We start from the raw sequence: 26,675 nt of genomic DNA, 5'->3' as shown, positions 1-26,675 counted from the left end.
ATTTATCTCATTTAACAACACAAAGACTATTCCTTAAAGGTAATTTTTGAAAAGATTTATCATTTAAACAATCATCTTTTAGAATTTTAAAATTAAAAGATTAAATGCTGTAGAATGATTGGTAACTTTATCATTGCTAATTCATAAAGTGATATTAATAAATTTTGAAAAAAAATAAGCTATATTTTCGAAACCTAAAAAAATAGATTTTGGCTAAAGCCTTGTTTCTATCTTAAAACAGAAAACGGGCTAAAGCCCGTTCCTATTTCTAATTTAAATTTTAGTTTTTTAATTAAGTTAAAATTACTTTTAGAAAGGATATCCAATCGCAATATTCAGAATTAAATTATCTCTTCTCCAGCTAGAATCTCCAAAGTTGATTTTATCGAAAGCCCATCTTTCGCCTTTTTCATAGTAGGGAACACGTAACGGCATTGCAAGGTCAAGTCGCAAAATAAGAATTGAAAAGTCAAGTCTTAAACCAACACCTGCACCCACTGCAATCTCACTCAAAAATTCTTTAGAAAATTTCCCGCCGGGTCTTGTATTAATACCGTTTTCGTCAATATCATCATTGATGAGCCAGATGTTTCCAGCGTCAACGAATGCAGCAACATTTAAAAATTTGTACAGATTTGCTCGGTATTCTGCATTCAGTTCTAATTTTACATCACCCGCCTGATCAAATACAAAACCGCCCTGTGCCTGCTGTGTTCGTGGATCATAACTTCCGGGACCTAAAGTTCTTGCGCGAAAAGCTCTGATACTATTACTTCCGCCAACGAAAAACTGTCTCGAAAAAGGAATATGTTCAGAATTTCCGTAAGGAATAGCAACACCTGCAATAAATCTCGTAGCAAAAGATGTTTTCTCACCAAATTTGTGATAGAATCTCACATCATTTTCAATCTTTGCATACTGACTGAATGGAACTCCAAAAATAGTTTTTTCCTTACCTTCTTTTTTATTGGCTCCGGTTACCAGACCAGTAATATTTCCTGCCAGATCTAGCATTCCTTTGTAATAGAATGTATTTTTTCGAGGTAGCATCGTGGTGGAATAGGTGTAAGAATAAGTCGGCCCGAAAATAAGCTGTTTGTCAACAACTCTTTCTAAATAAGGATTTAAAAAATATCTGTCCGTATATTTTTCTGTAACATTCGCTGGGGCAATTAATGAGATATCAATCAATTTCAGTTCATGCTCTTTTCTTACATTTTCTTTCCACTGATAACCAAATGAAGCATTGAATGTATTTAAAGTATATAAAGTCGTACGATTCTGAAACTCATATCCCAGCTGAATATTTGTTCTCGGAACAAAAGCGCTTGATGAATTAAACTGAAAAGGAGCCACAATTCTCGGAATAGAAAGCTGCGCATTTGCTCCTGCTCTGAAAATATTTTCAGCATCTGCCGGTCCACCGACCTGAACATCAAAAGCACCATAAACAGAAGCTTTAAATTGCTCTGCACCACGGAAAAAGTTTCTTTGTGTCCAGTTTAGATTCAGCTCACTTCCTGCATAATTCGCAGAATTGGTTCTTCCCAAAGCTTCAAGACGTAAAGACTGAAGTTCTCTCGGCGTCAAAACATAGTACGCATCAAACTTATGATTTAGCGAATCTGAAACAACAAATTCATTTTTTACAAACTTAAAAACACCTAAACTAATAAGTCTGTTTAGCGATAAATTATGATCTTTTCTGTTGTAAATATCACCCTTGTCAAAATATAATGCACGATCAAACATTCTCGGTTTAAATTTCTTTTTAGGATCAACTACGTAAATATCATTGTACTTATAACCTTTCAGAGAATCTTCGGTCATCGGGATATTGTACAATCCATTTTTCGCATCTCGTAAATTATAATTTGGAAAAACAACAACTTTATCTATGGTAAATTGTTCGGTTGCAAGTTTTGGAGTATTGTCTTTTAATTTGACAATCATTTCTACTTTATGATTCTTGCTAACCGTACTATCTGCCTGAACTATAATGTTATCTGGACTAAAATAGTAAAAGCCTTTGTCTTTCAAACCATCATCAATTCTTTGTCTTTCAGCTTTAATCACATCCAAATCAAACGGATTTCCGGTTTTAAGCAATGTTTTTTCCTTTAAAGCCTGTATTTCCTGATTGATCAGACTAGAATCCTGCACAAAATTTACATTGCTGATCATGTATTGCGCTCCGGGATTTAGAGTATAAATTACCTGTGCTTTCTTATTTTTTGAAACTGTATCGTATTTTGCTTTAGCATTAAAATAACCTTTGTTCTCAGAATAATTAACGATAATGTCTTTGTTGAATTCTCTGTCTACATCTCCCAATAAAACAGGCTCTTCTCCAAATTTATATTTCAGCCAATATCTTAGTCCTTTTTCTTTTTTTGGTTCTTTTGTAGCATTGTAAGCGTAAAGTTTTGGTCTTAAACCAAGAAACGAAGAGTTTGGTTTTGGAGTTAAATTTTCTTCAAGTGCAGCTTTCAGTTCATTTTTTTTCTTTTTCGGAAGCGTATCATTTTCGATCTTCACTTCTGCTCCGGTGTAAAGCATTTGTCCGTCTTTCAAAAACTTCGTGTTGCTACATGAAACAACTGCCGCCGTCATTCCCGATGCTAAAAAATATTTACAGTATATATTCAACTTATTCTTCATTACTTAAATTCTACGACTTGGTTATCTTGTTTTTTCTTGTTCTCTCTGTTTTCCTTATTTCGGTTATTTCTGGATTTTCGGAAAATATCTCTGAACTGATTGTAATCTAGCGTAATGATAAACCCAACTCCCGTTTCTACAATCTGACCTTGTAATGCCACTTGGTAATCATTTTTACGGTACGCTCGGAGCATGTATCTTCCATCTCGTGAAAGGCTGTAATCTACAGTCACGTCACCGGCAATGTTTGTGGTATTTTCATTTTGTCTCGCTTCACCTTCCAATCCGAAATTACTTCCTACAGATACTTTCAGTCTGTCATTCAATAATTTTTTGCTTAAACCAATATTAAGATCAGTTCTTGTATTTTGACTTCCTGTAGAATAATCTTCCGTAGATTCCAAATCAAAATTGAGGTCAACTCCTTTAATTAAATCTCCGGCTAAATTGTTCAGCTGCTGAGAAAGAATTTTGCTTACGCTCTGTCTCGCCATTGTTTCTGCTGAAACTCCGGAATTGCTTTGGAAAGGATTTTCGCCTATAAATCTGTTCAGTAAAAGCAAAGCAAAAACCTGTTTATTCATTTCATTCGGATCTTGTCTCAGCTGAGCAAGTTTTCCTTCAATCGTTTCTGTAACAGTAGATGATACAGCATTGTTTTTCTCATCCGTTGTAATATCAAAGGAGATTTCAGGTTTCAACAATTCGCCTTTCAGAATCAATAAAGTATTAAACGGAATTCTTTGTTTGTATTGATTTAAATCTGCATCGCCAACCTGTTGTTCTACCAAATCAATTGGCGCAGTTTCAGTTTTGTAAATTGCCGTAATATCAAGATTTGCGGTCGTAGGTTCACCTGTCCAGGTAATTGTACTTCCTTTTTGGATATCAAATTTTCTCTTCAGAACACTCACAGACATTTCATAGCTTCCTTTTTCGACAGAATATACGCCGACCAAAGTAGTTTTTCCGGATGGATCAATTCCACCTGTCAGATCAGCTTCACCCTGCAGTTTTACAAAATCTCCGGCTGCTTTATCAATAACGATAGACATTTTTGCTTCTTTATCAACTTCAATATTTACGTTCACATCCAATCCTTTGATGGGACTTTGTGTGTCAATAGAATCTGCTTTAATGGTTTTATTTAAAGCTACCTGATCTTGGTCAATAAATTCTACAATTCCGTCTCTTTCCTGTAATGATGGGCTAGATTGAGGTAGAACAAAAGTAAAATCGGTGTTTTCTGCAATAGCCAGTCTTCCGTCTACTTTTGGTAAATCTAAATTTCCTCTCACTTTTAAAGCCGCATCAATCGACAAAATTCCATACATCAAAGCATCATTTGATTTCTCAGAGTTTACCACTTTAAAATCTTTCGCATCCAAATCTAGATTAAAGTCAAAATCTCTGTAGGTCTGCGTAAGAACCTGCCCGTCAATATTTAAAGAATTTCCGTCTTTGTCTTTGATTTTAAATTCGTCAAATTCAATTCCTCGGCTTGTAAATCCTATGGTATCATCAATTCCGCGGAAATCACTTCCGGTCTGCGAAATCATTAATCCTACATTATTCATTTTCAGATCGCCAAGAATTTTTGGTGCAGTCGTTGTACCGGTAATTTTTAAATCTCCCGAAAGATACCCTTCTGTATTGGTGATTGCATTCATGGAAAATCCTTGCAGCGTTTTCATCTGAAGCTGATTCATATCTAAATTTAAATCAAAACTGCTTGATGAAGTATTATAATTTCCTAAAATTTTCACATCATTGTTGTTTCCTGAAAGCGCAATATCTGCATTCAGAAGATTAGCAGACTGATTATTGACCTTGATGGCTAAATTACCAACCGGACTTCCGTACACAATCAAATCAGAAACATTAATGTCTGAAGTGAATGTCATGTTCTTTGTTAAATCTCTAAGTTGAGCCGTTCCGTTGATAGTACCTTTTGCTAGAAGAGAATCTTTTTTAATGATTTCCGTAATAGTTTCAATTTTAAAATCTTTTAATGAAACATTCAGCGGACTGCTCGGTGAATTGCTTTCAGACTGTAAAGAAATTTCTGCTCCCGAGTTAGAAAGTGTGAAATTATCTGCCACAATTCCCTGGCTGAAAATCTGAATTTTATTATTCTCAGCAACCGTCCAATCCATATAATTCAGTTTTAAACCATTTGGATTAAGCGAAATTTCAGTTATGTCGTTCATCGACTTGGCATTTCCTGCGATGAGGAACTGCGTTTCATCTTTATCATCTTTTGTGGTGATATTATAATTGAGGATATTTTGCGCAACATCACCATTAATATTTACTTTTTTCAGGGCAAAGCTTTCACTTGATAAAGAAGCGACACTAAGATCGTATTGCAATGCCTGATTTTCATTGGTAATTTTTAGACTTGTATTTTCTAGAGTATTTGTTCCATACAAGACCTGCGGAATCTGTGCATCCAGAAGAATCTGTTGAGAATCTGCATTGTAATTTCCATTGATATTGATGGTTTCAAAACTCTTCAGATCCGGAACAAATTTTCGGATAAGATCGTCATTTTTTATTTTAGCATTAAAAGTGAAAAACTGTCCGGCATCAATCTTTTGTGATTTTGACGGCTTTTGAAACTGATAATATTGATTGATTGTTTGGGTTAACGCTCCAAAAATCTGAGTTAGCTTATACTTTCCGTTAAGTTCTACATCGGCGATCTGAGAATTGAATTTTATCTGTGTAGAATCTGCCGTTGAAACTGCCAGCAAATTTACCTCCTGAATAGGATAAACTTCTTTCGTGTCTGAAATTGCAAAGTCTTTTAAATTTAAATATCCGTTTAAATTGTCAGGATCCAAAGTTTTAAAATCGCCATCAATTGCGCCCGCAACTATCATTGGCGAACTATAGAATCCGAGTTTGTTTAAATCTAATTTATTGATATTTCCATTGACTTTTACCGTCGGATTTTTTTCGTTGTAAACTCCTTTTGCAGCAAGATGCAGATTGGCATTAGGATCTTTTGAGTTTAAATCGATATCATAAGCACCACGGTTGATTTTGCCTTTCAGATTCATATTCTGATAAGTATAACCCTTGTAAGTCGCTGACCTTACAGTGCCTGAGAGATTTGCAGACATTGTTTTAGGATCAAAGCCTTGTCCTTTTGCGTTGATTTGAGCTGTAGTACTTCCAAGATCTTTATTCTGGATAAGTTTTCCGATTTGCAGACCCTGGAGATTAGCTTTAACGTCAAATGTTTCTCTGTTTTTTCTGCGAAGATCGGCTTTGGCAATAATTGCGGCATTTCCTAATGTGGAAGTCAGACGTAAATTGGTGTCAACCAGCTTCGTAGTTCCTTTTGCTGCTCCACGAATTGTGAAGAATGACGGTAAAGTAATGTTTTTTGGAATCGTATTTTTAGGAACTAAATTATATATTGTTTTGGATGAAGAAGATAATTCGGCAACTTTTAAATCATAATACAGTTGATCAGGATTCATAGCATTTTTGATTTTTCCGGATGCAAGAACTTTCAACTGATCTAACCCTGAAACTTTCAGATTTTGAATTGCCAGATCATTCACAGTTCCTCTGATAAAAGCGTTGACATTTAAAGTCGCATTTGGATATTTGTTGAACGGTGCAGTATTTCTTAAAGTCGGAACCAAATTTAAAATATCAGAAAAACCGATTTTAGAATCTCTTATATCGGCAGAGATCTTTACGGCACCCAAATTAGATGACAGTTGCTCAATCGAGTTGTAATTTAAAACCACCTCATCTCGCAAAATTGTTTTCGGAGTTTGCAGATAAAGATTTTTTAAATATGCCTCTTTTTCAGCATAAACAAAATCTGTATTAAACTTTTGCACATTCAGGCCTCTTGCTTCCTGAATTTCGGCTGATTTCACAGAGCCTGCAAAACCGTTGTTTTCCATTTTAAAGTTTCTGACGTCGAGATTTAATTTAGCAAAATTAAGATGATTAAAATCCATTCCTGATTTGGTAGGTGCAACTGCAGTATTATTGTAAGCTACTTTTACATCACCTAAAAATAATTTTCCTAACATCAATTTCATCGCTTTTTCTTTCGTTGAAACTGTGTTAACTTCTGGCTTTTCTTCCTTTTTTGAATTGGCGTTTGCTGTGGGAAGAAATAAATTGGCATTGATGTTAGCTCCTCTTAAATAAAGATTTCCGATATTGTAATCATTATTTTCAAGGTTGATGCTGTTAACTTTTGTGCTTAGTTCTTTAAATAAAACTTTCGCAAAAGTCTTAGAATTGTCGTCACCGTAATCAATATTAAAATTGGTTAGTTTAATTCCGTTTAAACCAAGCTTCATCGGCTTTTTCTGGTTGAGAGAATCTACCTTTTCCTCAACATTCTTAGAAACTTCTTCTACCAGATCCTGTTTTAATTTTAGTTTTAAACCGTCAAGATTGATATCGTTGATGGCGTAAGAATTATTTTGGAGATCAAAAGTTTTCACCCTCGTATCGAATGAATTAAAATATACTTTAATGTCATTTTTCGATTGCTGATCATCGAAAGTTAACCCAATGTCTTTTAGTTTGATTTTATCTAGAGAAATGATGAATGGCTTTGAAGGCTTCTGTTCCTGCTCTTTATCAGAAGTAGCGAATGCATCAATGATATAATCGAAATTAAATTTCCCCTGTGGGTTTCTTATCACATTTGCCCGAACACCTTCCAGATCAATAGAGGTAATATCTGCTTTAGAATTGATCAGTTTCCACATATCAAGACCTACATCAAATTTTCTTACTGCTAAGAGAGTGTCGATATTCTGACCCTTCAAATAAAGGTTTTCCATCACCAGACTATTGGGAAAACCAATATAAACTTTTTCCAGACTAACTTTTGTTTTGATCTTTTTCTCTAAATAAACAACAAGTTTGTCTTTTACGTAATTTTGAACTGCAGGAATTCTCAAACTGAAAATTGCGAGAATAACGAGAATAAGTATCGAAATAATTGTTATAACGATACCTTTAATTATTTTTTTAAAGTTTACTTTTCTTTTCAATTTCTCTTCGAATTTAGACTGATTAACTATTTGATTTTGAGTCGTGATGCATTTAAATTTCCCCTAGTACAGGTTTTTTTTATGCTTAGTTTTATCAATACTAAATTGAGTATGTAGTGATATTTTCATGATTAATTTTTTATGATTTAGTTTGAAAGAAAATTTATAATAAAAAACCTCTGCAATATGTTTGCCAACCCGCATTAATTCATGTTAAATTAAAATCTCCGTGCCTTGAATTTTACATTCTCGTGGTTATTCGAGGGAAATTGATGTTTGTGAAAAGTAATAAAATATTTGCAATTCTAACAATATGTGAAAAAAAATAGAATTTTTTAGATATACGCAAAAAAAAACATCCTTTAAAAAAAAGGATGTTTGTAGACCCACAGGGATTCGAACCCCGGATAACGGTACCAAAAACCGGTGTGTTACCACTACACTATGGGTCTGATTATTTTTGGTGGTGCAAATTTACAGATTTTTTCTTTATACGCAAGAAATTCTTAATAAAGTTCAAATTTTATACAAGTAAATTGGTTTGTGATGCTTGATGACTCTTTTACATACAAAAACCATCCTTTAAAAAAGGATGGTTTGTAGACCCACAGGGATTCGAACCCCGGATAACGGTACCAAAAACCGGTGTGTTACCACTACACTATGGGTCTGTTTTATTTTGGTGCTGCAAATTTACAGTTTTTTTATTTACTTGCAAATCGTTTTTTAAATTTTTTTAAATTTACAGAATATTTGTATCAGTTAAAAAATGGTAATCAACTTCAATAATCTCGAAATTAATAATTTACATTCTCAGAAGGAATTTGACAGCAAGGTGATTTTTTTTATAAAAGAATGGCTTTCACCCTCAAAAACTGTGGATGTTCAGACTTCTGGGTCAACCGGAGTTCCGAAAATTTTTGAAATCGAGAAAAAGAAAATGCTGAATTCTGCAAAAATGACTTGTGATTTTTTAGGATTACAGGAAAATGATACAGCATTAATCTGTCTTCCTGTAGAATATATCTCAGGAAAAATGATGGTGGTGCGGTCTTTTGAAAGAAAATTAAAATTAAAAATTGAAAATCCGTCAATAGAACCATTAAAAAATTTAACTGAGAAAATTGACTTTTGCGCGATGACACCTTTGCAGGTTGAAAATTCGCTGGGGAAGATTTATCTTATTAAAAATCTGATCATCGGAGGTGCGGCAGTTTCGGAATCTCTAAAATCAAAAATCGGTCAAACACTCAAAATTTCTGACGCTCAGACTAACATTTACGAGACTTATGGAATGTCTGAAACTCTTTCTCACATTGCTTTGAAAGAAATCTATCCTCATTCTAATGACTATTTTACGGTTTTTGAAAATGTCTCTATATCAAAAGATGAGCTTGGATGTCTGAAAATTTCAGCACCAGATTTGAATTCTGAAATTTTGCAGACTAATGATTTAGTTGAAATTAGTAATGACAATCAGTTTAAATTTTTAGGGAGAATAGATAATGTTATCAATTCTGGTGGTGCAAAAATATTTCCGGAAACATTGGAAAGTCTAGTTAAAAAAGAAATACCAAACGAAGTGATTTTTTTAGGAATAAAAAATGAGAGTCTGGGACAGAAATTGATTGCGGTAATTGAAGGAAAAAAATCTGATGATTTAATTAATAAAATGACCAAAATTCAATTTGAAAAAAGTTTTCACAAACCAAAAGAAATTATGTTTGTTGAAGAAATTCCCAGAACCCCAAATGGAAAAGTGAATCGACTTAAACTTTTGGAAATATTTGAAGGTAATTAATTTAATTTTAAACTTAGTACCACCTTATTTCAATAAGACGCAATGAATCCACTCATTCAAAGAGAATTAAAAATATTATGAAAGACTTTTCAAGAGAACTCAACTTCAAAACTTCCCGCAGCAGTGGCGGAGGCGGACAAAACGTAAACAAAGTGGAAACCGCTGTTACCGTCATGTGGAAAGTTGATGACTCAGAATTTTTTAATGAAAGAGAGAAAAGTTTAATCAAAGAAAAACTTAAAAACAGGATTAATCTTGATGGATTATTATTTTTAAATGTTTCTGAAAGCAGAACTCAACTTCAGAACAAGAAAATAGCGATTGAAAAGATTCTTGATATCGTGGAAAAATCATTAGTGATTCCAAAATTCAGAGCAAAGACAAGACCGACAAGATCTTCGGTAGAAAAACGCATTCAGCAGAAGAAGCAAAATTCAGACAAAAAAGAAAACAGACGTTTTAAATTTTAATTCTCCGCAATTGGAAAAAATAGTATTTTTGACGAAAATTGATAACAATGTTAAAAAAACTTTTCCTTTCGGGAGCCTTCGCGATCCCTTTCTTTTTTTCAGCACAGGAGACAACTGTTTCAGAATCCAGAGTTTCGATAATTCCATCCGTGGGATATGCATGGCGTCTAGCAAAAATGCCTGAAGGGATTTCAAAAGAATCAAAAGATTATATCAGAGGCTTAAAAAGTGGAGTAGATGTAAGTGTTTCTGCATATTATCACTTAAAGGGAAATGGAGCTGTAGGTTTAAAATATTCTACTTATTTTGCATCCAGTGATGGCCGCATCAGCGTTCAAAACTCAAACGGACAAATCGTTTCAGGATTTGTAAGTACTAAAGATAATATCAGTTTTATCGGACCGGCTTATATGTTCTCCAATTTCAAAGATGAAACAAGACACAAACTGTTTTATGATATTGCTGTGGGAGTGATTACTTATACTACAAAAACCGGTTCTGTAAAAGGTACAGGTTCTAATGTTGGTCTGGAGGCCAATTTTGCATATCAGTACGCAATTAGCAACCATATTTTTATCGGTCCGAAAATCGGTCTTACAGGCGGAGCACTAAGTAAGATGAAGTATAACGGAACCACCGTTGATTTTGGTGAAGATGAAAGAGAAGGATTAAGCAGACTTTCTTTAAGCGCGGCTGCGACTTTCCGTTTTTAAATTTTATCTTTGTAAAAAATTTAAAAATGAGCAAACCTATTACTGAGTTCATAGAAAAATATTATCTGCACTTCAATGCAGCAGCTTTGGTAGACGCATCAAAGGGATACGTTGCGCATCTTAAAGAGGGCGGAAAAATGATGATCACTTTGGCTGGGGCAATGTCTACGGCTGAGTTGGGGAAAATTTTGGCTGAAATGATCCGTCAGGATAAAGTTGATTTTATTTCTTGTACAGGCGCAAATCTTGAAGAAGATCTGATGAATCTGGTTGCACATTCTCATTACGAAAGAGTTCCTCACTACCGAGATTTGACGGCTCAGGATGAGTGGGATTTGTTGGAAAGAGGTTTAAACAGAGTTACAGACACATGTATTCCTGAAGAAGAAGCGTTCAGAAGATTGCAAAAACATATCGTTGAGATCTGGAAAGATGCTGAAGCGAAAGGTGAAAGATATTTTCCGCATGAATTTATGTATAAAATGATCCTTTCGGGAGTTCTTGAGCAGTATTATGAAATTCCAAGAGAGAACTCATGGATGATTGCGGCGGCAGAGAAAAATCTTCCGATTGTAGTTCCGGGTTGGGAAGATTCTACAATGGGGAATATTTTCGCTTCTTACTGTATCAAAGGTGAGTTGACGGCTACTACGATGAAATCTGGTATCGAATACATGACTTATTTAGCAGATTGGTATACAAAAAATTCAGCAGGAAAAGGAGTTGGATTCTTCCAGATTGGCGGCGGTATTGCCGGAGATTTTCCTATTTGTGTGGTACCGATGTTGTATCAGGATATGGAAATGCATGATATTCCGTTTTGGTCATATTTCTGTCAGATCTCAGATTCTACGACTTCTTACGGTTCTTATTCGGGAGCAGTTCCTAACGAGAAAATTACCTGGGGTAAATTAGATATTACTACACCGAAATTTATCGTTGAAAGTGATGCTACTATTTGTGCGCCATTGATGTTCTCTTATATTTTAGAAAATTAATAAAAGCAATAATTTCTTTAACGCTTTACATATAAAAAACGTCCCATGTTGGGACGTTTTTTTTGAGCAAATCTGTTTAAACTGATTCTAATAACACTGCTATGATTCGCATATATTTTAAGATTAATCTAAAGAATTAGTCAACACAAAATATCGGTATGCTAAAATACCTTTTTGAATTTTGGTCAGTTTTGAAGGGTCTTTATCACTCAATTTTGGTAAAACAGCTTTATTTATTTTATTGAGTACTCTAAAAATTGACTTTTTCATAATTGCACATTTAGTAAAGTCTATCATCCAAAAATTGTGCTGAAAATATTCGAGTATGATCCTAGGTACCAGCAATGTTGCTTATGAGTTTCCATACATATTTGATTCTCCTCCGTCGATTGCAATCACCTGTCCCGAAACATATCCGTTATCATCACTCAGAAGATAAGCTACAAGATTTCCGACATCTTTGGGATCGCCTAACCTTCTTGTAGGGTTTCTCGATGCATATTCGGTTTCAGCTGCTTTGGGATCAGCAGGATTTACCTGATTAAAAGCTTGGGCAACCATCGGAGTTAAAATCGCACCCGGAGCAATGGCATTGGTCAGAATATTATCTTTACCATATTCTAGAGCTGCATTTTTGGTCATTCCCGCTACAGCATGTTTCGTTGCAACATAAGCTGTTTGGTTGATGACGCCTCTTATACCGCCAACTGATGCTACATTAACGATCTTTCCGCCACCGTTTTTCTGCAGTTCAGGAATTACATATTTCATACCGTAATAAACTCCAAGTAAATTGATGTCGATTACTTTTTTGAACACTTCAATATCGTATTCAACCAACGGTGCCTGTTTTCCCTCAATTCCTGCATTATTGTATAAGCCGTCTACCTTTCCAAATTCTTTCACTGTTTGGTCGACATAGTTTTTTACGTTTTCTTCTACAGAAACGTCTGCAGTAACTGTTAGAAATTTATTGCTGGGATATTTTGACTGAAGTTCTGATTGTGCTTTATTCAGCGCATCAGCGTTATAATCTACCAAGGTTATATCTGCTCCTTTTGAGGCTAAAATATCTGCAGCTGCTAATCCTAAACCCATTGCAGCTCCTGTTACTATAATTACTTTTCCTTTTAAATTTGCCATAATTTAAATATTTAATTCATTGCTTCTTAATACAACAATGATGCCTTTTTGAAAGATTTTTTTGTGAAGGTTTTAGCTTGTTAAATATTTTAAGAAATCGTCAGGATTATAAATGCTTTACAATAATCCTGATATTTTTTTACCTTTGAGTTTAAATGAGAAATAATGAATGATGTATTCAAACAACAGGTCTGGGAAATCACAAAACTTGTTCCCTTTGGAAGAGTGACGAGCTACGGAGCGATTGCAAAAGCCGTTGGTTTTCCCAATCATTCACGGCATGTTGGTAAAGCGATGGGTGGCTGCCCAAAAGATGTTCCGGCGCATCGGGTAATTTCTGCATCAGGAACTTTATCGGTTCCGGAATTTAAGGAAAGATTGGAAGCAGAAGGAATTGAAGTTGAGAATTTCAGAATTAAGAATTTCAAAACTCTGTTTTGGAATCCCATGGAAGAATTGTAAAAAGAAGTTGGTGAATTTTTTTGCAGATAGATCTTAAAAAGCGAAAAACTGAAAAATATTGTCAGACTTTCTGAGTATCGGAAACTTTCGTTTGGAACACGCGCTTTCTAGCCCCGATAGTAGCGACATCCTTTTTTGCTTTTCACGATCATTTTTTACTGTTAACCAATTTTTGTAAGCAAAAAAGATATAGCGGATAGCGGTATTAGCTCCTAAAAAAAACTTTGTCAAAGCACAACAATCTGTTGAGAGCTTTGACAAAGTATATATGGAAATTTAAAAGTTTATTTTCCTAACTGCTGATAACTTCTTTGTACAAAATCTGTAAGATCTTTTCCTTTTAACAGATTCTGCGAAAGTTTAGCAAGATCCAGAGCATATTTAATCTGAGAACTTTTTTCCTCTTCATTTTCATTGGCAAGTATTTTAGTTGCAAATTCACTGTTAGAATTCACCACCAAATTATACATTTCCGGGAAGCCGCCCATTCCAAACATTCCGCCGCCGCCTGTCGCCTGCATTTCTTTCATTCTTCTCATGAATTCCGGCTGTGTGATTGTGAAAGGAGCATCTGTACTTTCTAAATCTTCAAGCTGCACCGTGAATTTCGAGTCTTTGATAGATTCTTCTACTATTTTCTTTAAAGTTTCTTTTTCGGTTTCGGTCAACTTTGAAATCGCTGGCTCGTCTTTTTTAATCAGATTATTGATATGGTCTGCATCTACTCTTGCAAATGAAATTTTATCTTTTGAAGTTTCAAGTTTTTGAATAAGATGCGGAACAATTGGCGAATCTAAAAGTATCACTTCGTACCCTTTATCTTTAGCAGATTGAATATATGAGTGCTGCTCATCGGCATTAGTTGCATAAAGTATTACAAGATTTCCGTCTTTATCTGTTTGATTAGGCTTTATTTTTTCTTCAAGCTCGTTCCACAAGAAATATTTGCCGTCAGTTGTAGGATACAATGTAAACTTATCTGATTTTTCGAAGAATTTGTCTTCTGAAATCATTCCATATTCGATTACGATCTTGATGTCGTTCCATTTAGCTTCGTAATCTTCACGGTTTTCATTAATTAATGAAGCCATTTTATCGCCTACTTTTTTCGTGATATATGAAGAGATTTTCTTCACGGCACCGTCTGCTTGAAGGTAAGAACGAGAAACGTTCAATGGGATATCCGGTGAATCAATAACTCCGCGTAGCAACATCAAAAAGTCTGGCACAATACCTTTCACTTCATCAGTAACAAAAACCTGATTTTGATATAACTGAATCTTATCTTTTTCTATATTCAGACCATTGTTCAGTTTTGGGAAAAATAAAACTCCCGTAAGGTTGAAAGGATAATCTACATTTAAATGAATATTGAACAAAGGCTCCTCAAACTGCATTGGATACAGCTCATGATAGAATTTTGTATAATCTTCTTTATTTAAATCTGCCGGAGCAATCGTCCACGCAGGATTTGGATTGTTGATGATGTTGTCGATCTCTTCAGTTTCCGCAGTTGTTCCTTCCGGAGCATCTTCAGGAATTGGAAGCGTATGAGTTTTTGTTCCAAATTTAATAGGAACAGGCATGAATTTATTGTATTTTGACAATAACTCGGTGATTTTAGAATCCTCCAGAAACTCCGTAGAATCTTCTGCAATGTGAAGAATGATTTCTGTACCTCTGTCTGTTTTTGCAGTAGTTTCTTCTAAAGTAAATTCTGGACTTCCATCACAGATCCAATGAACAGCAGGTTCTTCTTTAAAGGATTTGGTAATGATTTCTACTTTTTCTGCTACCATAAATGCAGAGTAGAATCCTAAACCGAAATGTCCTATAATGCCGGAATCTTTAGCAGAATCTTTGTACTTATCTAAGAATTCTTCGGCTCCGGAAAATGCCACCTGATTGATATATTTTTCTACCTCCTCGGCAGTCATTCCCAATCCTTGATCGATAATATGAAGTTTTTTATTTTCTTTATCGATTTTTACTTCGATTTTCGGATTTCCGTAATCAACTTTTGCCTCACCGATATTGGTAAGATGTTTTAATTTTAAAGTTGCATCTGTAGCGTTAGAAATTAATTCTCTTAAAAATATTTCGTGATCGCTATAAAGAAACTTTTTAATCAACGGAAAGATATTTTCCACCGAAACATTGATATTTCCTTTTGTCATTTTATTTGAATTTTAAATTTGATTATCAAATCTCAAAAAAAATACCATCGACCGGAAAGTGACAGATTGGCATTTTTTTAAAATTTAAAATGAAAAATTGGTTTGTTGAAGAATATTGTAGGACGGTTGTAATGGCAGAATGATAAAAATTAGTAACGGTTTAATGAAAATCAGTAATAATAAAATTATTCTTAAATGCGTGATTAAGATAAAAAAAAGACAGCTCAAAAAGCTGTCTTTCTATTTTATTTCAGAAATTGAAATTATTTTTTGTTGTTAATAATTTCTTCTTTTACTTTGTTTTCAAGCTCTTCAGCTAATTCAGGATTGTCTTTCAACAAATCTCTTACGCCGTCTCGTCCCTGACCAAGTTTTGTTTCACCATAACTGAACCAAGAACCGCTTTTCTTCACAATTCCCATATCAACAGCAGTATCTAAGATTTCTCCGGTTTTAGAAACTCCTTCACCGTACATAATATCAAATTCTGCCATTTTGAAAGGTGGAGCAACTTTGTTTTTTACAATTTTAACCTTCACGCGGCTTCCCACAGCTTCGTCACCGTTTTTGATCGGTGCACTTGCTTTTCTGATGTCAACTCTCACAGAAGCGTAAAATTTCAGGGCATTACCACCCGTTGTGGTTTCAGGATTTCCGAACATTACGCCAATCTTTTCTCTTAACTGGTTAATGAAGATCACCGTACATTTCGTTCTCGAAATAGTCGCAGTTAATTTTCTTAAAGCCTGAGACATCAATCTTGCGTGAAGACCCATTTTAGAATCTCCCATTTCGCCTTCAATTTCAGCTTTTGGAGTTAATGCTGCAACAGAGTCAATTACTACAATATCAATAGCACCCGAACGAATAAGGTTGTCAGCAATTTCCAATGCCTGTTCACCATTATCGGGCTGAGAAATAATCAAATTCTCAAGATCAATTCCTAACTTTCCTGCATAACCTCGATCGAATGCATGCTCGGCATCGATGAAAGCTGCAATTCCTCCCGCTTTTTGAGCTTCTGCAATTGCATGTAAAGTTAAAGTTGTCTTACCGGATGATTCAGGTCCGTAGATTTCAATGATTCTTCCTCTCGGATAACCACCAACGCCCAACGCAATATCTAATCCTAAAGATCCTGAAGGAATCACTTCGATATTAGTGTCAATCGCACTATCACCCAAAGTCATTACCGTTCCTTTTCCGTATGTTTTATCTAGTTTATCAAGCACCAAAGCCAGTGCTTTTTTCTTATCTTCAATGTTACTCATATCGTATTAAATAATTTATCAAAAATACGGAATTTTAAGATTATAATCTAATATTTTTTGTTATTTGGAATGTCATTTTACGTTAAAAAAATGATAAAATTTATGGCATTGAAACTACATTTCAGAACTAAAGATAAGTAGATTATTTTTGATGATAAATTATTTGTAATGTTGCATTCTAATCATAAAAACTACATATGTGGAATATGACATTCATTAATGAAAATTAGAGTTTTGAGTAATCTTCAAATAATCTTCTAATACTTTCATTTGATCTTTATTTCCTTTTTTTATACGGTTTTCTCTGCTAACGGTATTGTCGTAAATTTTGTTTAAAGATTTCTTTATTAAAGGAAAGCTTTTGCTCAAAGGTACTTCCGGAATTTTAAGTCTTTTGCAGACTTCATCATCAAGAAGATACCAGGTACAGCAAATGTGTAAATATCTCAGATTTTTTCTCTGGAAATTAAATTTAAGTATCGGGTTTTCCAGAGATTCATTAAGTAAAGAATGTGCTAATAAAACAGAATCTTCATCCGAAGATGGCTGAATAGAAGTCCATAAGTAAAAATATTCGGTTGCCTGTTTTTTATTTTCAGGTAAGAGTTTTTCTGGAATTCCCAAAAGATAACCAACGTATTTCCAAAGGTGAAAATGACCTTTTTCTTCTTCTTCCGAAATTGTGTTTCCCAATTTGTGAAGGCTGTGCAGAAAAACAAGACTAAAACCTATATAAGTAGCCATCATATCCCAGGAATTGATAGGATCGCCCCAATTTTCAGTATCCCAGTTTTTGTAATGTTTTTTAATAGAAAGTCTCGCATACGAGTGGATGAGTCTGGTTTTGATAGCAAACTCATATCCTTTTTTATGAATTTCAAGAGCATCGTATCTTGTTACATTGACCCAAAAATCTAGAGTTTCTGAAAGTCTTTTTACGGCACCTTTTTTTAGTGCTTCTGTGACGATGAGCGGTTTATTAAGATAGGCAAAATCGTAACCACCCATAAGACAGTAGTCTCGAAGCGAAATAAGAGAATCTAAATTGCAGCGCATGCAAAGTTCAGCTCCCGTTTTTAATAAATTTTCATCTAGCCAATCTGGAATTGCCTGTGTCTGCTTAAATAGATTTCTCACACTTTCTGGAACTTCGTCTTGATCTGAAACTCCGTTGCGGATATACTTTTCAATTTCTCTAGATGCCTCACTGTATTTTTTAGCAAAGTAGACCTCTTTTACAACTTCGTCACCAATCTCATCTACGTGATAAAAGTACTTTGAAAATTTTTCAAAATCTTTAAAACTCACTTCTGCGCCAGAAAAATCGGTCAGCTGTTTTCCGTTTCCTGTTGTCCAGAAATCTTTGAAATGTTTTAAGTCTTTAAATCGCGGCTGTAAAATTATCCTTTCCATAAAGTGATAAAAGTACAAGATTTAAGCCGAAAAAATTACTGCTTCAAATTATATATTATGATTTTTAAAAATAAAAAAACTGCTGTAGTGGTACAGCAGGTTTGTAATTTAATGTGAAAATTGAAGATTATTTTTTAATGATCAGTTTTTCATTATAGATTTCACCATTTTTCAGATTGATTGTGATGATATAAGTTCCCGTCAAAAATGCATCTGTTCGTATTTTAGTATCACCTTTTATATCTCCGGAATTTATCAATTTTCCAGACATATCATATATTGAATATTTGCCTGAATCAGATTGATTTTTCATCCTTACATTAACTTCATCTTTTGCAGGATTAGGGAAGATAGAAAATCCGGTTTCTTTTGTTTCTGAAGTTCCAAGGAAGCTTGTAACTGAGAAAAATGAAGGATTTAATGCGAAATAAATATTTCCAACAGCTTTTACCATGATTCTTGCTGATGCAATATTTTCATTTGGTAAATTAACCACAGCAGAACCGTTATTCGCAACGCTTGCAGCAAGAACAGTATTGAAGGTTAATCCGTTATCCTTAGAAAGTAAGATGGTTACATTTTGGGTATTGATCGTTCCTGCGTTGGTTCCTGCAACATTCCAGGTTACAGTAACGGGATTTGCCGCACTGTAAGAAATATTTGTAGGCTGGGAAGTTACTGCAAAAGGACCATCACTGGTTACGGTAACCATCATTGCATCGTTTGCAGATTGATTTCCTGTAATTTTATTATCATTTACAAGCAGCGAAAAGTTCAGCGTTCTTGCAACATCAGGAGTTACTTCCCACTTTGGAATAAGATTATTCGCTAAAATAGAAGTCATATGCGGGAAATATCTCATTGGAGAAGTAGATGGCAAAAGCGATCGGTATACAGGTCCTATAGGATCTGTTGAAGACGGAGGTTGAGTGTTTAAAGCATTGTCATACTGTTCCCACAGATAGGTCAGGGGATCGTTTGTAGGGTCTGTTGCTGTACCTGTTAGCACAAATGCTGTACCTTTCGGGATGATATAATCGGCACCTGCATCTGCTGTAGGAACTCCATTATTGTTAGATATTCTTACCGAGCAGTCACTTGCTCTCTTGATTACATTATTCATTTCTACAACACTTGCAGCATGAAAGTACGGGCTGCTGAGGTTTTGAACATTAAGCGCAGATCCACAAATACCAGCGTACGCCATAATAGTAGATCCACTGCCAGGCTCATAGGCTGTTGAGCTATTCTCATTACCACCACAATTTCTGAACGTGTGATTTGCCCCAAACTGATGACCAACTTCGTGAGCTACGTAATCAATATCAAAAGGGTCGCCGATTGGTGCGCCGGATCCCGTAACTCCTCTCGCTTTTTGCGCGCTGATACAAACAACTCCTAAACCAGCTAAACCACCACTATTGGTTCCGAAAACATGACCGATGTCATAATTCGCAGATCCAATTATAGTTGTAGTATTGGATTGGTTTTGAATGATCATCGTGCCGGGTGCACCATTGGTGAATGGGTCGGTTGCGGCGTTTACATAGATAAGCGAGCTGTTATTAGCAACCATCACCATTGTGGTAGAGATCGTCTTCTCATAAATACCGTTCACTCTGGTCATCGTAGTTACCATTGCTGCCATTGCCGAAGGAACGGTTCCTCCATGAAAAGTAGTGTATTCTCCTGTCGCTGACAAAGCAATACGATATGTGCGCAAAAAGCCATCTGAAACCAAAGGTGCTTTTGAGGCATTATCTAAATTAATATTTTTATCTAAAGCATCTTCTACATGACATTCAAACAGACGGTCATTCGCAGGCAAATCTTTTCTTTTATAAAGAATAAATGATGAATTGTTCTTTGTGTAGCTATCCAGATAACTGACCTCCCAGCCATCGAAATACATAATGCTGATCCCGGTTTGTGGTGTTACGCTAAAACGAATCGTATTTAATTTGTTACCCTGCTGCCAGCCAACGTAGGTTCTCATATCCGGGAATTGTGCCTGTAAGGCCGGCTCCATGATTGACGCTTCCTGTACAATGTAATTTCTTGTATTTCCATCAGCATCCGGAAATTTCATAATAAGACTTTCATCACCTGAAAAGCGTTTGGGAGCATTTTTAAGATCATTTTTAATATTCGCTAACTCTAACTGATATAGAGAAAAAGTTTTTGGTGTCGTCCATCGGGGTCTAAGTTCATCCGATGTATTTCTGCTGAGTTTAGACCAGTAATTTTGCTGTCCGAAGCTTACGATTGCGAGAAGCAAACAGGAAAAAGTGAATAATTTTGTTTTCATTCTATTATATATTAAACATTAATATTGGGTGACTATTTTTTGTACAGGAATTTTTTTTAATAATTTCAAAAGAATATTTGGTGATTGACGACTAGATGTATTGATGTTAGGATTATTAAACTCTTTTATTTTAACAATAATTTCCCCTTTTTCGTAACCCATATTTTCTACCGAAACGTCATTCGTGTTTTTTAGTTTAGGTTTAATGATGATAAAAGTTTCATCATTAGATATAGCAGGAATGGGTGCGAGTCTGCGTCCGCCACTTTTTTTATGGATGATAGAATAGATTTCATCCATTTCATCTTGTGTTTCTACGATAAAAAAATCTTTATCTGTAAGGGAATAGGAGTAGTGATGCAAATCTTCAAATGGAATTTCTTCTTTTTGCATAGAAGTATTTTTCACCATCTGTGATTGACAGTTCAGAAACAGAAAGAAATATGAATAAAGAAAAATTTTCATTTAAAACTTAATTATCGTAAAGTTAAATCTTTTTAATATGATTCTGCTGCGTTTTTATGAAATATTTTTCATCTAAAAATTCCTTGGATAGTATTTAATTAAAATTTAATAAAAAAACCGCTCCAATAATGAAGCGGTTTAGATTTATATAAAAATTTCAGACTAAGCTAAAACTTCTTTTACTTTGTTTGCAGCTTCTTCTAAAGTAATTGCAGAGTGTACCGGAAGACCAGACTCGTCAATTAATCTTTTAGCTTCTACAGCATTAGTTCCTTGCAATCTCACGATCAATGGAACCGGAAGGCTTCCCATAGCATGGTAAGCGTCTACAACACCTTGAGCAACTCTGTCGCATCTTACGATACCTCCGAAGATGTTGATCAAGATCGCTTTTACGTTTTGATCTCTCAAGATGATTTCAAAAGCAGTCTGTACTCTTGCAGCATCAGCAGTACCACCAACGTCCAGGAAGTTTGCAGGGTTACCACCAGATAATTTGATGATATCCATAGTAGCCATTGCAAGACCAGCTCCGTTTACCATACAAGCAACGTTACCGTCAAGCTTTACAAAGTTAAGACCAGCTTCACCAGCTTCAACATCTAACGGATCTTCTTCTCTTGTATCTCTTAATTCAGCTAAATCTTTGTGACGGAATAATGAGTTACCATCCAAAGTTACTTTAGCATCTACAGCGATAATTTTGTTGTCAGAAGTTTTCAAAACAGGGTTGATTTCGAATAAAGAAGCATCAATTCCTACATAAGCATTATATAAAGAAGTGATGAATTTTGTAAATTCTTTGAACGCATTCCCTTCAAGACCTAGGTTGAAAGCAATTTTTCTAGCCTGGAAACCTTGAAGACCCAAAGTAGGATCGATCAATTCGTTGTGGATCAAGTGAGGAGTTACTTCAGCAACGTGCTCAATGTCCATACCACCTTCAGTAGAATATACGATTGTATTTTTACCTTCAGCTCTGTCTAAAAGAATAGAAACATAAAATTCTTTAGTTTCAGATTCTCCAGGATAATATACATCCTCTGCTACCAATACAGAATTCACCAATTTACCTTCAGCAGAAGTCTGAGGTGTGATTAGTTGCATTCCGATGATGTTCTGAGCGTTTTCTTTAAGCTTATCCATGTTCGGAGAAAACTTTACACCACCACCTTTACCACGACCACCTGCGTGAATTTGTGCTTTTACAACCCAAGCCTGAGCTCCGGTTTCAGCAGCCAGTTTTTCAGCAGCAGCTACAGCTTCGTCTACGTTATTAGCAACGAAACCACGTTGTATTGCTACTCCGTACTTTGATAAAATCTCTTTTGATTGATACTCGTGAAGATTCATATTATTTTTATTATTATATTTTAATTTTTAAAGGTTGACAAATTTAATAAAAAGACACGGAAGTCCAAGATTATTAGCACAAAAATTAAAAGTCTATTCGTCTTTTTAAATATTCTTATGATTAAAGCTTAAACTTTAACGAAGTTTTTTATAAAAATTGAGTATAATTAAAATTAGACTTAATTATTTGTAAACATTAAGATGATTTAAGGAGTTAAGTTTTATTAAGAAAAATCAAATCAATTTTTTTATAGACGTTCTGCTTAAAGCGAAGCTCACTTAATTATTCTCAACTTCGTAATAAACCTTAATGGTTCAATTTCAAAATTATTCCTCAGACAATTTCTCCGATTGCGACACTATAAAAGGAATTTTAGGAGCCAGAAAATATCCGGTTAAACTTGCAAAAAGTATAGGAACGAAATACGTAAAACCCGTTAATGTTCCCAAAATGATCGTTGTACTCATCGGCGTTCTCGTCACACAAGCGTTGATTGCAGCCATACAGCTTACAATCGCTAAAGTAGTATCAACTGTCGGAAATAAATGATGAATAATTAATCCTAACGTTGTTCCTACAAAGAAAAGAGGAATGATAAAACCACCTCTCCAGCCTGATGTTACGGTAATGGCAATCGCTAAAATTTTGAAAATTAAAATGATGATTAGAAAATTCAAAGTGTAGTTTCCATTGATCAGTTCATTCACTTCATGGTGTCCGAAATATCTTGTTAACGGAAAGTAAAACGCAATAATTCCCAATAAAATTCCACCCGTTAAAGTTTTGATATAAATCGGTAATTTTCTGTATTCGAAAACTCTCTTGGAAAATTTTACTACAAAAATAAAAATCCAGCCAAATAAAGTTCCTACCATTCCAAAAGCTGTTGCGTATGCAAAATCGTAAACTCCCGTGTAATGATAGGCTTTCAAATCCCATGTCGCCCCAATTCCCAAATGAATGATCAAAGCAAACATCAGATAACTGAAACAGCTCGCCACCAATGCGGGAATAATAGCTTTGTAATATTCTACAGCATGTTTGTGATGAAGAATTTCTAATGAAAAAAGACTTCCACCAAGCGGCGCCCCGAAAAGAGATGTAAAACCTGAAGCCATTCCTGCAATACTCAGAGAACGCAATTCTTCACCTTTCAATCTGAACAGCTTCCCTAAATAAGTTCCTGTAGAACCAGTAACCTGAACCAAGGGAGCTTCCGGACCTAAACTTCCACCTGATGCCACACAAAAAAGTGACGACAAAATCATCGACGGATTATTCTTCGGATCCAGTTTTCCTTTGTTAAATCGGATGTTGTTAACGATCAAATGAATTTCTCCCGGATCTCCGATAAAATGAATCACCAAACCAGCCAATAAACCACAAATCGCCATTGTCGGAATGACCATCCAACCATGAAACTGATGTAAAAATTCCGTGAAATATTCCAAGACAATCCAATATAATCCGGCGATAATTCCACCGACCAAACCTGTGATTGCCCACATAAAAAAAGTACGGCTGAATACAAACGGATTGAATTTAATCGGTTGATCTAAGAGATTAAAAGTTTGTAGTAAGCGACGTCTTCTGTTGATTTTCATTTTAATTTATTTAAAATTACGATCATCATTTGTTGAAAGTGTGTTTGTTTTTAAGATAGAAATCGTTTGTTGAACCATTAAGAAGATTTAAGCAATTAAGGTAAAGTCAAATAGATTTTATTAAGCATTCTACTCAAAGCGAAGCTCAACTTAATTATACTTAACTTCTTAATAAATCTTAATGGTTTAAATTAAAAATGATTTCTTAGATTTTATTCTTCACAAAATAAAAAATCAGCAACAGCCAACTCAAGATCATAAACAATCCACCAAGCGGAGTAATCGGGCCCAAAAACTTCAGGTTTGCACCCAAATAGTCCTGTAAACTCAAACCATACATACTAAAAGAGAACAACATCGTTCCTACAATCATCAAAATGGAAATCCATTTTTGAGATGAAGTGTCAAATTTTAAAATGTAGCCTGCAATCAGTAAAAAGAATGCAGCATACATTTGATATCTTACTCCGGTTTCAAAGCTTTCAAGTCTTTCTACAGATAATATTTTCTTCAAAGCGTGTGCTCCGAAAGCTCCCAATATAACGGATAACATTCCGTAAGTGGCACCGAAGATTAAAGTAATTGTTTTCATTTTTATATTATTGTAAATTTAAAGTTATTGGTTGCGCAAATTTTCGAACAAGAGGTTTTTTGTTGTAAAAAAGTGGCTTTTCAAAACCTTCAATCGCATAAAGATATAGGGCGCTTATCAAATTAAACTCTATGTTTTTACCACTATATCTTATTCTTTTAAACTTTCCATCCACATCTACAATATAAGTCAAAATACATTTGTACAGGTCTTCTGCACCATCCTCAAAAAGATAGAAGGGAAAATTAATGGGTAAAGATTTTCTTAAATCGTCAACTTGTTGATAATTTTCAATTTGGTCAGCATCCACGATTTCCCTTATTTCTATTTCAGTGAAAATTTCCGGCTTCTGGTCTTCTTTTGGCGGTTCGGTATCCTTAATGAAAATGCCAAAATCATATTTTCCTATTAATTTATGTTGATCATATAAATTTTCATATAAATTTTTCAGTCCATCAATTTTGTCACTATAAAATTGTCTATATTTTGAACTAAATAAAATCGAATCTTTTTTATAATCATAACGGGCAACGCTGTCTGAAAAGCGTTTCTGAATAATTTTCACTTCCGTCAAAATATTTTCATTAAAGAATTTTTTCTTCTTTTGTGCGTCAATTTTCTGAAAACTTAAAGAAAAGATGATTGATGAAATGATAAGGATTAAACGATGTTGCATTTCATAACATTTTTGCAAATTATAATTAAATTAAAGTTTTTCATCTTATAGATTAATATTTTAAAGAGAATAATATATTGCGATTGCAATAAAAATCCATGTAATTTTTTTTGTTTTGAGCAAATGCGGTTTTTTGGTAAGTTTAAGAAAAATCCCAAAAATTAGCATAAAAATGGCTAAAACAATTCCGAACATTATTGTCTTCTCAACCTGTTCAATTCATTAATTACCTCATGATGACTTACTGTCTTATCTTTGAAATAAGTCACAAAATGCTGTTTTTCTTCTTCCGTCGCACCCATTTGGTTCAAAATATTAAACAAATGCATTTTCATGTGACCTTTCTGAATTCCTGTAGTGACCAAAGATCTCAGCGCTCCGAAATTCTGAGCCAAGCCGGAAACTGCCAAAATACTCATTAATTCTTGAGCAGAAGGTTTTCCAAGTAATGCTAAAGAAAATTTAACTAAAGGATGAAGATTTGTTAAGCCTCCTACAACGCCCACAGAAATCGGAAGATCGATCCAGAATCTAAAAATTCCGTTATCAATTGTGCAATGCGTCAATGAAGAATATTTTCCATCTTTTGCTGCGTACGCGTGCGCACAAGCTTCAGTCGCACGGAAATCGTTTCCGGTTGCAATTACAACAGCATCCACTCCGTTCATAATTCCTTTATTGTGAGTCGTTGCACGGAAAGGTTCAATTTCTGCAATCGTTACTGCCTGTTTGAATTTTCTTGCAAATTCTTCGTTTGAAATTCCGCTGTCGTCTTTTAAATCTTCAATTTTACAGGAAACTTCCGCTCTCACGATACAATCCGGAGTAAAATTAGAAAGAATATTCATCACAACCTGCAAAGAATCTTTTTCCTCCTGCGTAAAGTCTTTTTCTAGAGCTATTTCTTCTTTTAAAGTTTTCCCAAATTGCTCAAGACAAGAGTTGATAAAGTTTGCTCCCATAGAATCTACAGTATCAAAACTTGCTTTCAGTTGATAATAATTCGGCATTTCTGCTGTCTTATCAATTAATTTAATTTCTAGAATTCCACCACCACGATTTTGCATGTTTGCCGTGATGCTTTCTGTGGCTTCAAATAGTTTTTTCTTTAATTTAAAATTAAAAAAATGCTGAAGTTTGTGAGATTCAATATCGAAAATAAAATGGGTATGCCCAAGTTTTTCGGTATTAATAATGGTTGTTTTAAAACCTCCTTTGTCGATCCAGAATTTTGCCGCCTTTGAAGCAGCTGCCACAACTGAGCTTTCCTCAACTGCCATCGGAAGAGCAAACAGCTTTCCATCGATTAAGAAATTCGGAGCGATTCCGTAAGGCATATAGAAATTAGAAATTGTATTTTCTGAAAATTCGTCATGAAGTTTCTGAAGATCTGCATCGTCATTCCAATATTGCTTGAGTATATTTTGAAAATCTGCATTTCCTTCAAGATATTCATTAACGAGCCAATCAATTTTTCTCTGTTTTGTCAATTTAGAAAAACCTTCTACCGGTTGATGATTCATAG

The 26,675-nt window shown here is 34.7% G+C and carries 19 protein-coding genes and 2 tRNA genes; 5 read left to right on the top strand and 16 right to left on the bottom strand.

Features of this window, described 5'->3' with window-relative positions:
* Positions 1–309: 309 nt before the first annotated feature.
* The 4 genes from tamL to PGH12_RS09410 all read right to left on the bottom strand — a co-directional run bounded on the left by tamL (position 310) and on the right by PGH12_RS09410 (position 8,374).
* On the bottom strand, positions 310–2,661 hold the full coding sequence (tamL, locus tag PGH12_RS09425; protein WP_267599603.1) for a translocation and assembly module lipoprotein TamL: 2,352 nt from the start codon (positions 2,659–2,661) through the stop codon (positions 310–312).
* Positions 2,661–7,703, bottom strand: a complete 5,043-nt coding sequence (locus tag PGH12_RS09420) for a translocation/assembly module TamB domain-containing protein (RefSeq protein ID WP_267599604.1) — start codon at positions 7,701–7,703, stop codon at positions 2,661–2,663. The genes tamL and PGH12_RS09420 overlap by 1 nt, the downstream gene beginning before the upstream one ends.
* Positions 7,704–8,084: 381 nt before the next feature.
* A tRNA-Gln gene (locus PGH12_RS09415) sits at positions 8,085–8,155 on the bottom strand.
* Between the two features lie 148 nt (positions 8,156–8,303).
* Positions 8,304–8,374, bottom strand: a tRNA-Gln gene (locus PGH12_RS09410).
* A 98-nt stretch (positions 8,375–8,472) separates the two neighbouring features.
* Here PGH12_RS09410 and PGH12_RS09405 point away from each other — a divergent pair.
* From PGH12_RS09405 to PGH12_RS09390, 4 genes are all read left to right on the top strand, one after another.
* The gene (locus PGH12_RS09405) at positions 8,473–9,504 is read left to right on the top strand and encodes an AMP-binding protein (protein WP_267599605.1); all 1,032 of its coding nucleotides are present in this window, start codon (positions 8,473–8,475) and stop codon (positions 9,502–9,504) included.
* 77 nt (positions 9,505–9,581) lie between these two features.
* A complete protein-coding gene (gene arfB / locus PGH12_RS09400) occupies positions 9,582–9,974 on the top strand; it encodes an alternative ribosome rescue aminoacyl-tRNA hydrolase ArfB (protein ID WP_267599606.1) in 393 nt (130 codons plus the stop codon).
* A 47-nt stretch (positions 9,975–10,021) separates the two neighbouring features.
* A complete protein-coding gene (locus PGH12_RS09395) occupies positions 10,022–10,687 on the top strand; it encodes a hypothetical protein (protein WP_267599607.1) in 666 nt (221 codons plus the stop codon).
* Positions 10,688–10,713: 26 nt separating this feature from the next.
* Positions 10,714–11,685, top strand: coding sequence for a deoxyhypusine synthase family protein (locus PGH12_RS09390; RefSeq protein WP_047444737.1), 972 nt, complete (start codon positions 10,714–10,716; stop codon positions 11,683–11,685).
* 123 nt (positions 11,686–11,808) lie between these two features.
* Here the strand turns inward: PGH12_RS09390 and PGH12_RS09385 are convergent, their stop codons facing one another.
* Positions 11,809–11,955 (bottom strand): hypothetical protein, encoded by a 147-nt coding sequence (locus tag PGH12_RS09385; protein ID WP_267599608.1) that lies wholly within the window; start codon positions 11,953–11,955, stop codon positions 11,809–11,811.
* Between the two features lie 81 nt (positions 11,956–12,036).
* Positions 12,037–12,828, bottom strand: a complete 792-nt coding sequence (locus PGH12_RS09380) for a glucose 1-dehydrogenase (RefSeq protein ID WP_267599609.1) — start codon at positions 12,826–12,828, stop codon at positions 12,037–12,039.
* A gap of 165 nt (positions 12,829–12,993) precedes the next feature.
* On the opposite strand from PGH12_RS09380, the gene PGH12_RS09375 reads away from it, so the two are divergent.
* Positions 12,994–13,290 carry an MGMT family protein gene (locus PGH12_RS09375; RefSeq protein ID WP_267599610.1) on the top strand — a complete coding sequence of 99 codons (297 nt, stop codon included), beginning with the start codon at positions 12,994–12,996 and terminating at the stop codon, positions 13,288–13,290.
* Positions 13,291–13,574: 284 nt separating this feature from the next.
* On the opposite strand, the gene htpG is transcribed toward PGH12_RS09375, so the two are convergent.
* The 10 genes from htpG to PGH12_RS09325 form a co-directional block, all read right to left on the bottom strand.
* Positions 13,575–15,467, bottom strand: a complete 1,893-nt coding sequence (htpG, locus tag PGH12_RS09370) for a molecular chaperone HtpG (protein ID WP_267599611.1) — start codon at positions 15,465–15,467, stop codon at positions 13,575–13,577.
* A 263-nt stretch (positions 15,468–15,730) separates the two neighbouring features.
* Entirely contained in the window at positions 15,731–16,738 is a 1,008-nt protein-coding gene (gene recA / locus PGH12_RS09365; protein ID WP_267599612.1) for a recombinase RecA, read from the bottom strand.
* A 216-nt stretch (positions 16,739–16,954) separates the two neighbouring features.
* Positions 16,955–18,151 carry an oxygenase MpaB family protein gene (locus PGH12_RS09360; RefSeq protein WP_267599613.1) on the bottom strand — a complete coding sequence of 399 codons (1,197 nt, stop codon included), beginning with the start codon at positions 18,149–18,151 and terminating at the stop codon, positions 16,955–16,957.
* Positions 18,152–18,278: 127 nt separating this feature from the next.
* Entirely contained in the window at positions 18,279–20,459 is a 2,181-nt protein-coding gene (locus PGH12_RS09355) for a reprolysin-like metallopeptidase (protein ID WP_267599614.1), read from the bottom strand.
* An 18-nt stretch (positions 20,460–20,477) separates the two neighbouring features.
* The gene (locus PGH12_RS09350; RefSeq protein ID WP_267599615.1) at positions 20,478–20,852 is read right to left on the bottom strand and encodes a hypothetical protein; all 375 of its coding nucleotides are present in this window, start codon (positions 20,850–20,852) and stop codon (positions 20,478–20,480) included.
* A gap of 234 nt (positions 20,853–21,086) precedes the next feature.
* A complete protein-coding gene (gene sucC / locus PGH12_RS09345; protein ID WP_267599616.1) occupies positions 21,087–22,277 on the bottom strand; it encodes an ADP-forming succinate--CoA ligase subunit beta in 1,191 nt (396 codons plus the stop codon).
* A gap of 327 nt (positions 22,278–22,604) precedes the next feature.
* The gene (locus PGH12_RS09340) at positions 22,605–23,882 is read right to left on the bottom strand and encodes a chloride channel protein (protein ID WP_267599617.1); all 1,278 of its coding nucleotides are present in this window, start codon (positions 23,880–23,882) and stop codon (positions 22,605–22,607) included.
* Positions 23,883–24,087: 205 nt separating this feature from the next.
* Positions 24,088–24,474, bottom strand: a complete 387-nt coding sequence (locus PGH12_RS09335; protein ID WP_267599618.1) for a DUF423 domain-containing protein — start codon at positions 24,472–24,474, stop codon at positions 24,088–24,090.
* A 7-nt stretch (positions 24,475–24,481) separates the two neighbouring features.
* Positions 24,482–25,150 carry a hypothetical protein gene (locus tag PGH12_RS09330; RefSeq protein ID WP_267599619.1) on the bottom strand — a complete coding sequence of 223 codons (669 nt, stop codon included), beginning with the start codon at positions 25,148–25,150 and terminating at the stop codon, positions 24,482–24,484.
* Between the two features lie 194 nt (positions 25,151–25,344).
* Positions 25,345–26,673: a hydroxymethylglutaryl-CoA reductase, degradative gene (locus PGH12_RS09325; protein WP_267599620.1), complete on the bottom strand. Its 1,329-nt coding sequence runs from the start codon at positions 26,671–26,673 to the stop codon at positions 25,345–25,347.
* Positions 26,674–26,675: the final 2 nt, after the last annotated feature.

The sequence above is a fragment of the Chryseobacterium sp. CY350 genome (assembly GCF_027945075.1).
In the GTDB taxonomy this organism is placed as follows: Bacteria; Bacteroidota; Bacteroidia; order Flavobacteriales; family Weeksellaceae; genus Chryseobacterium.
This window is presented reverse-complemented; position numbering and strand designations above follow the sequence as displayed.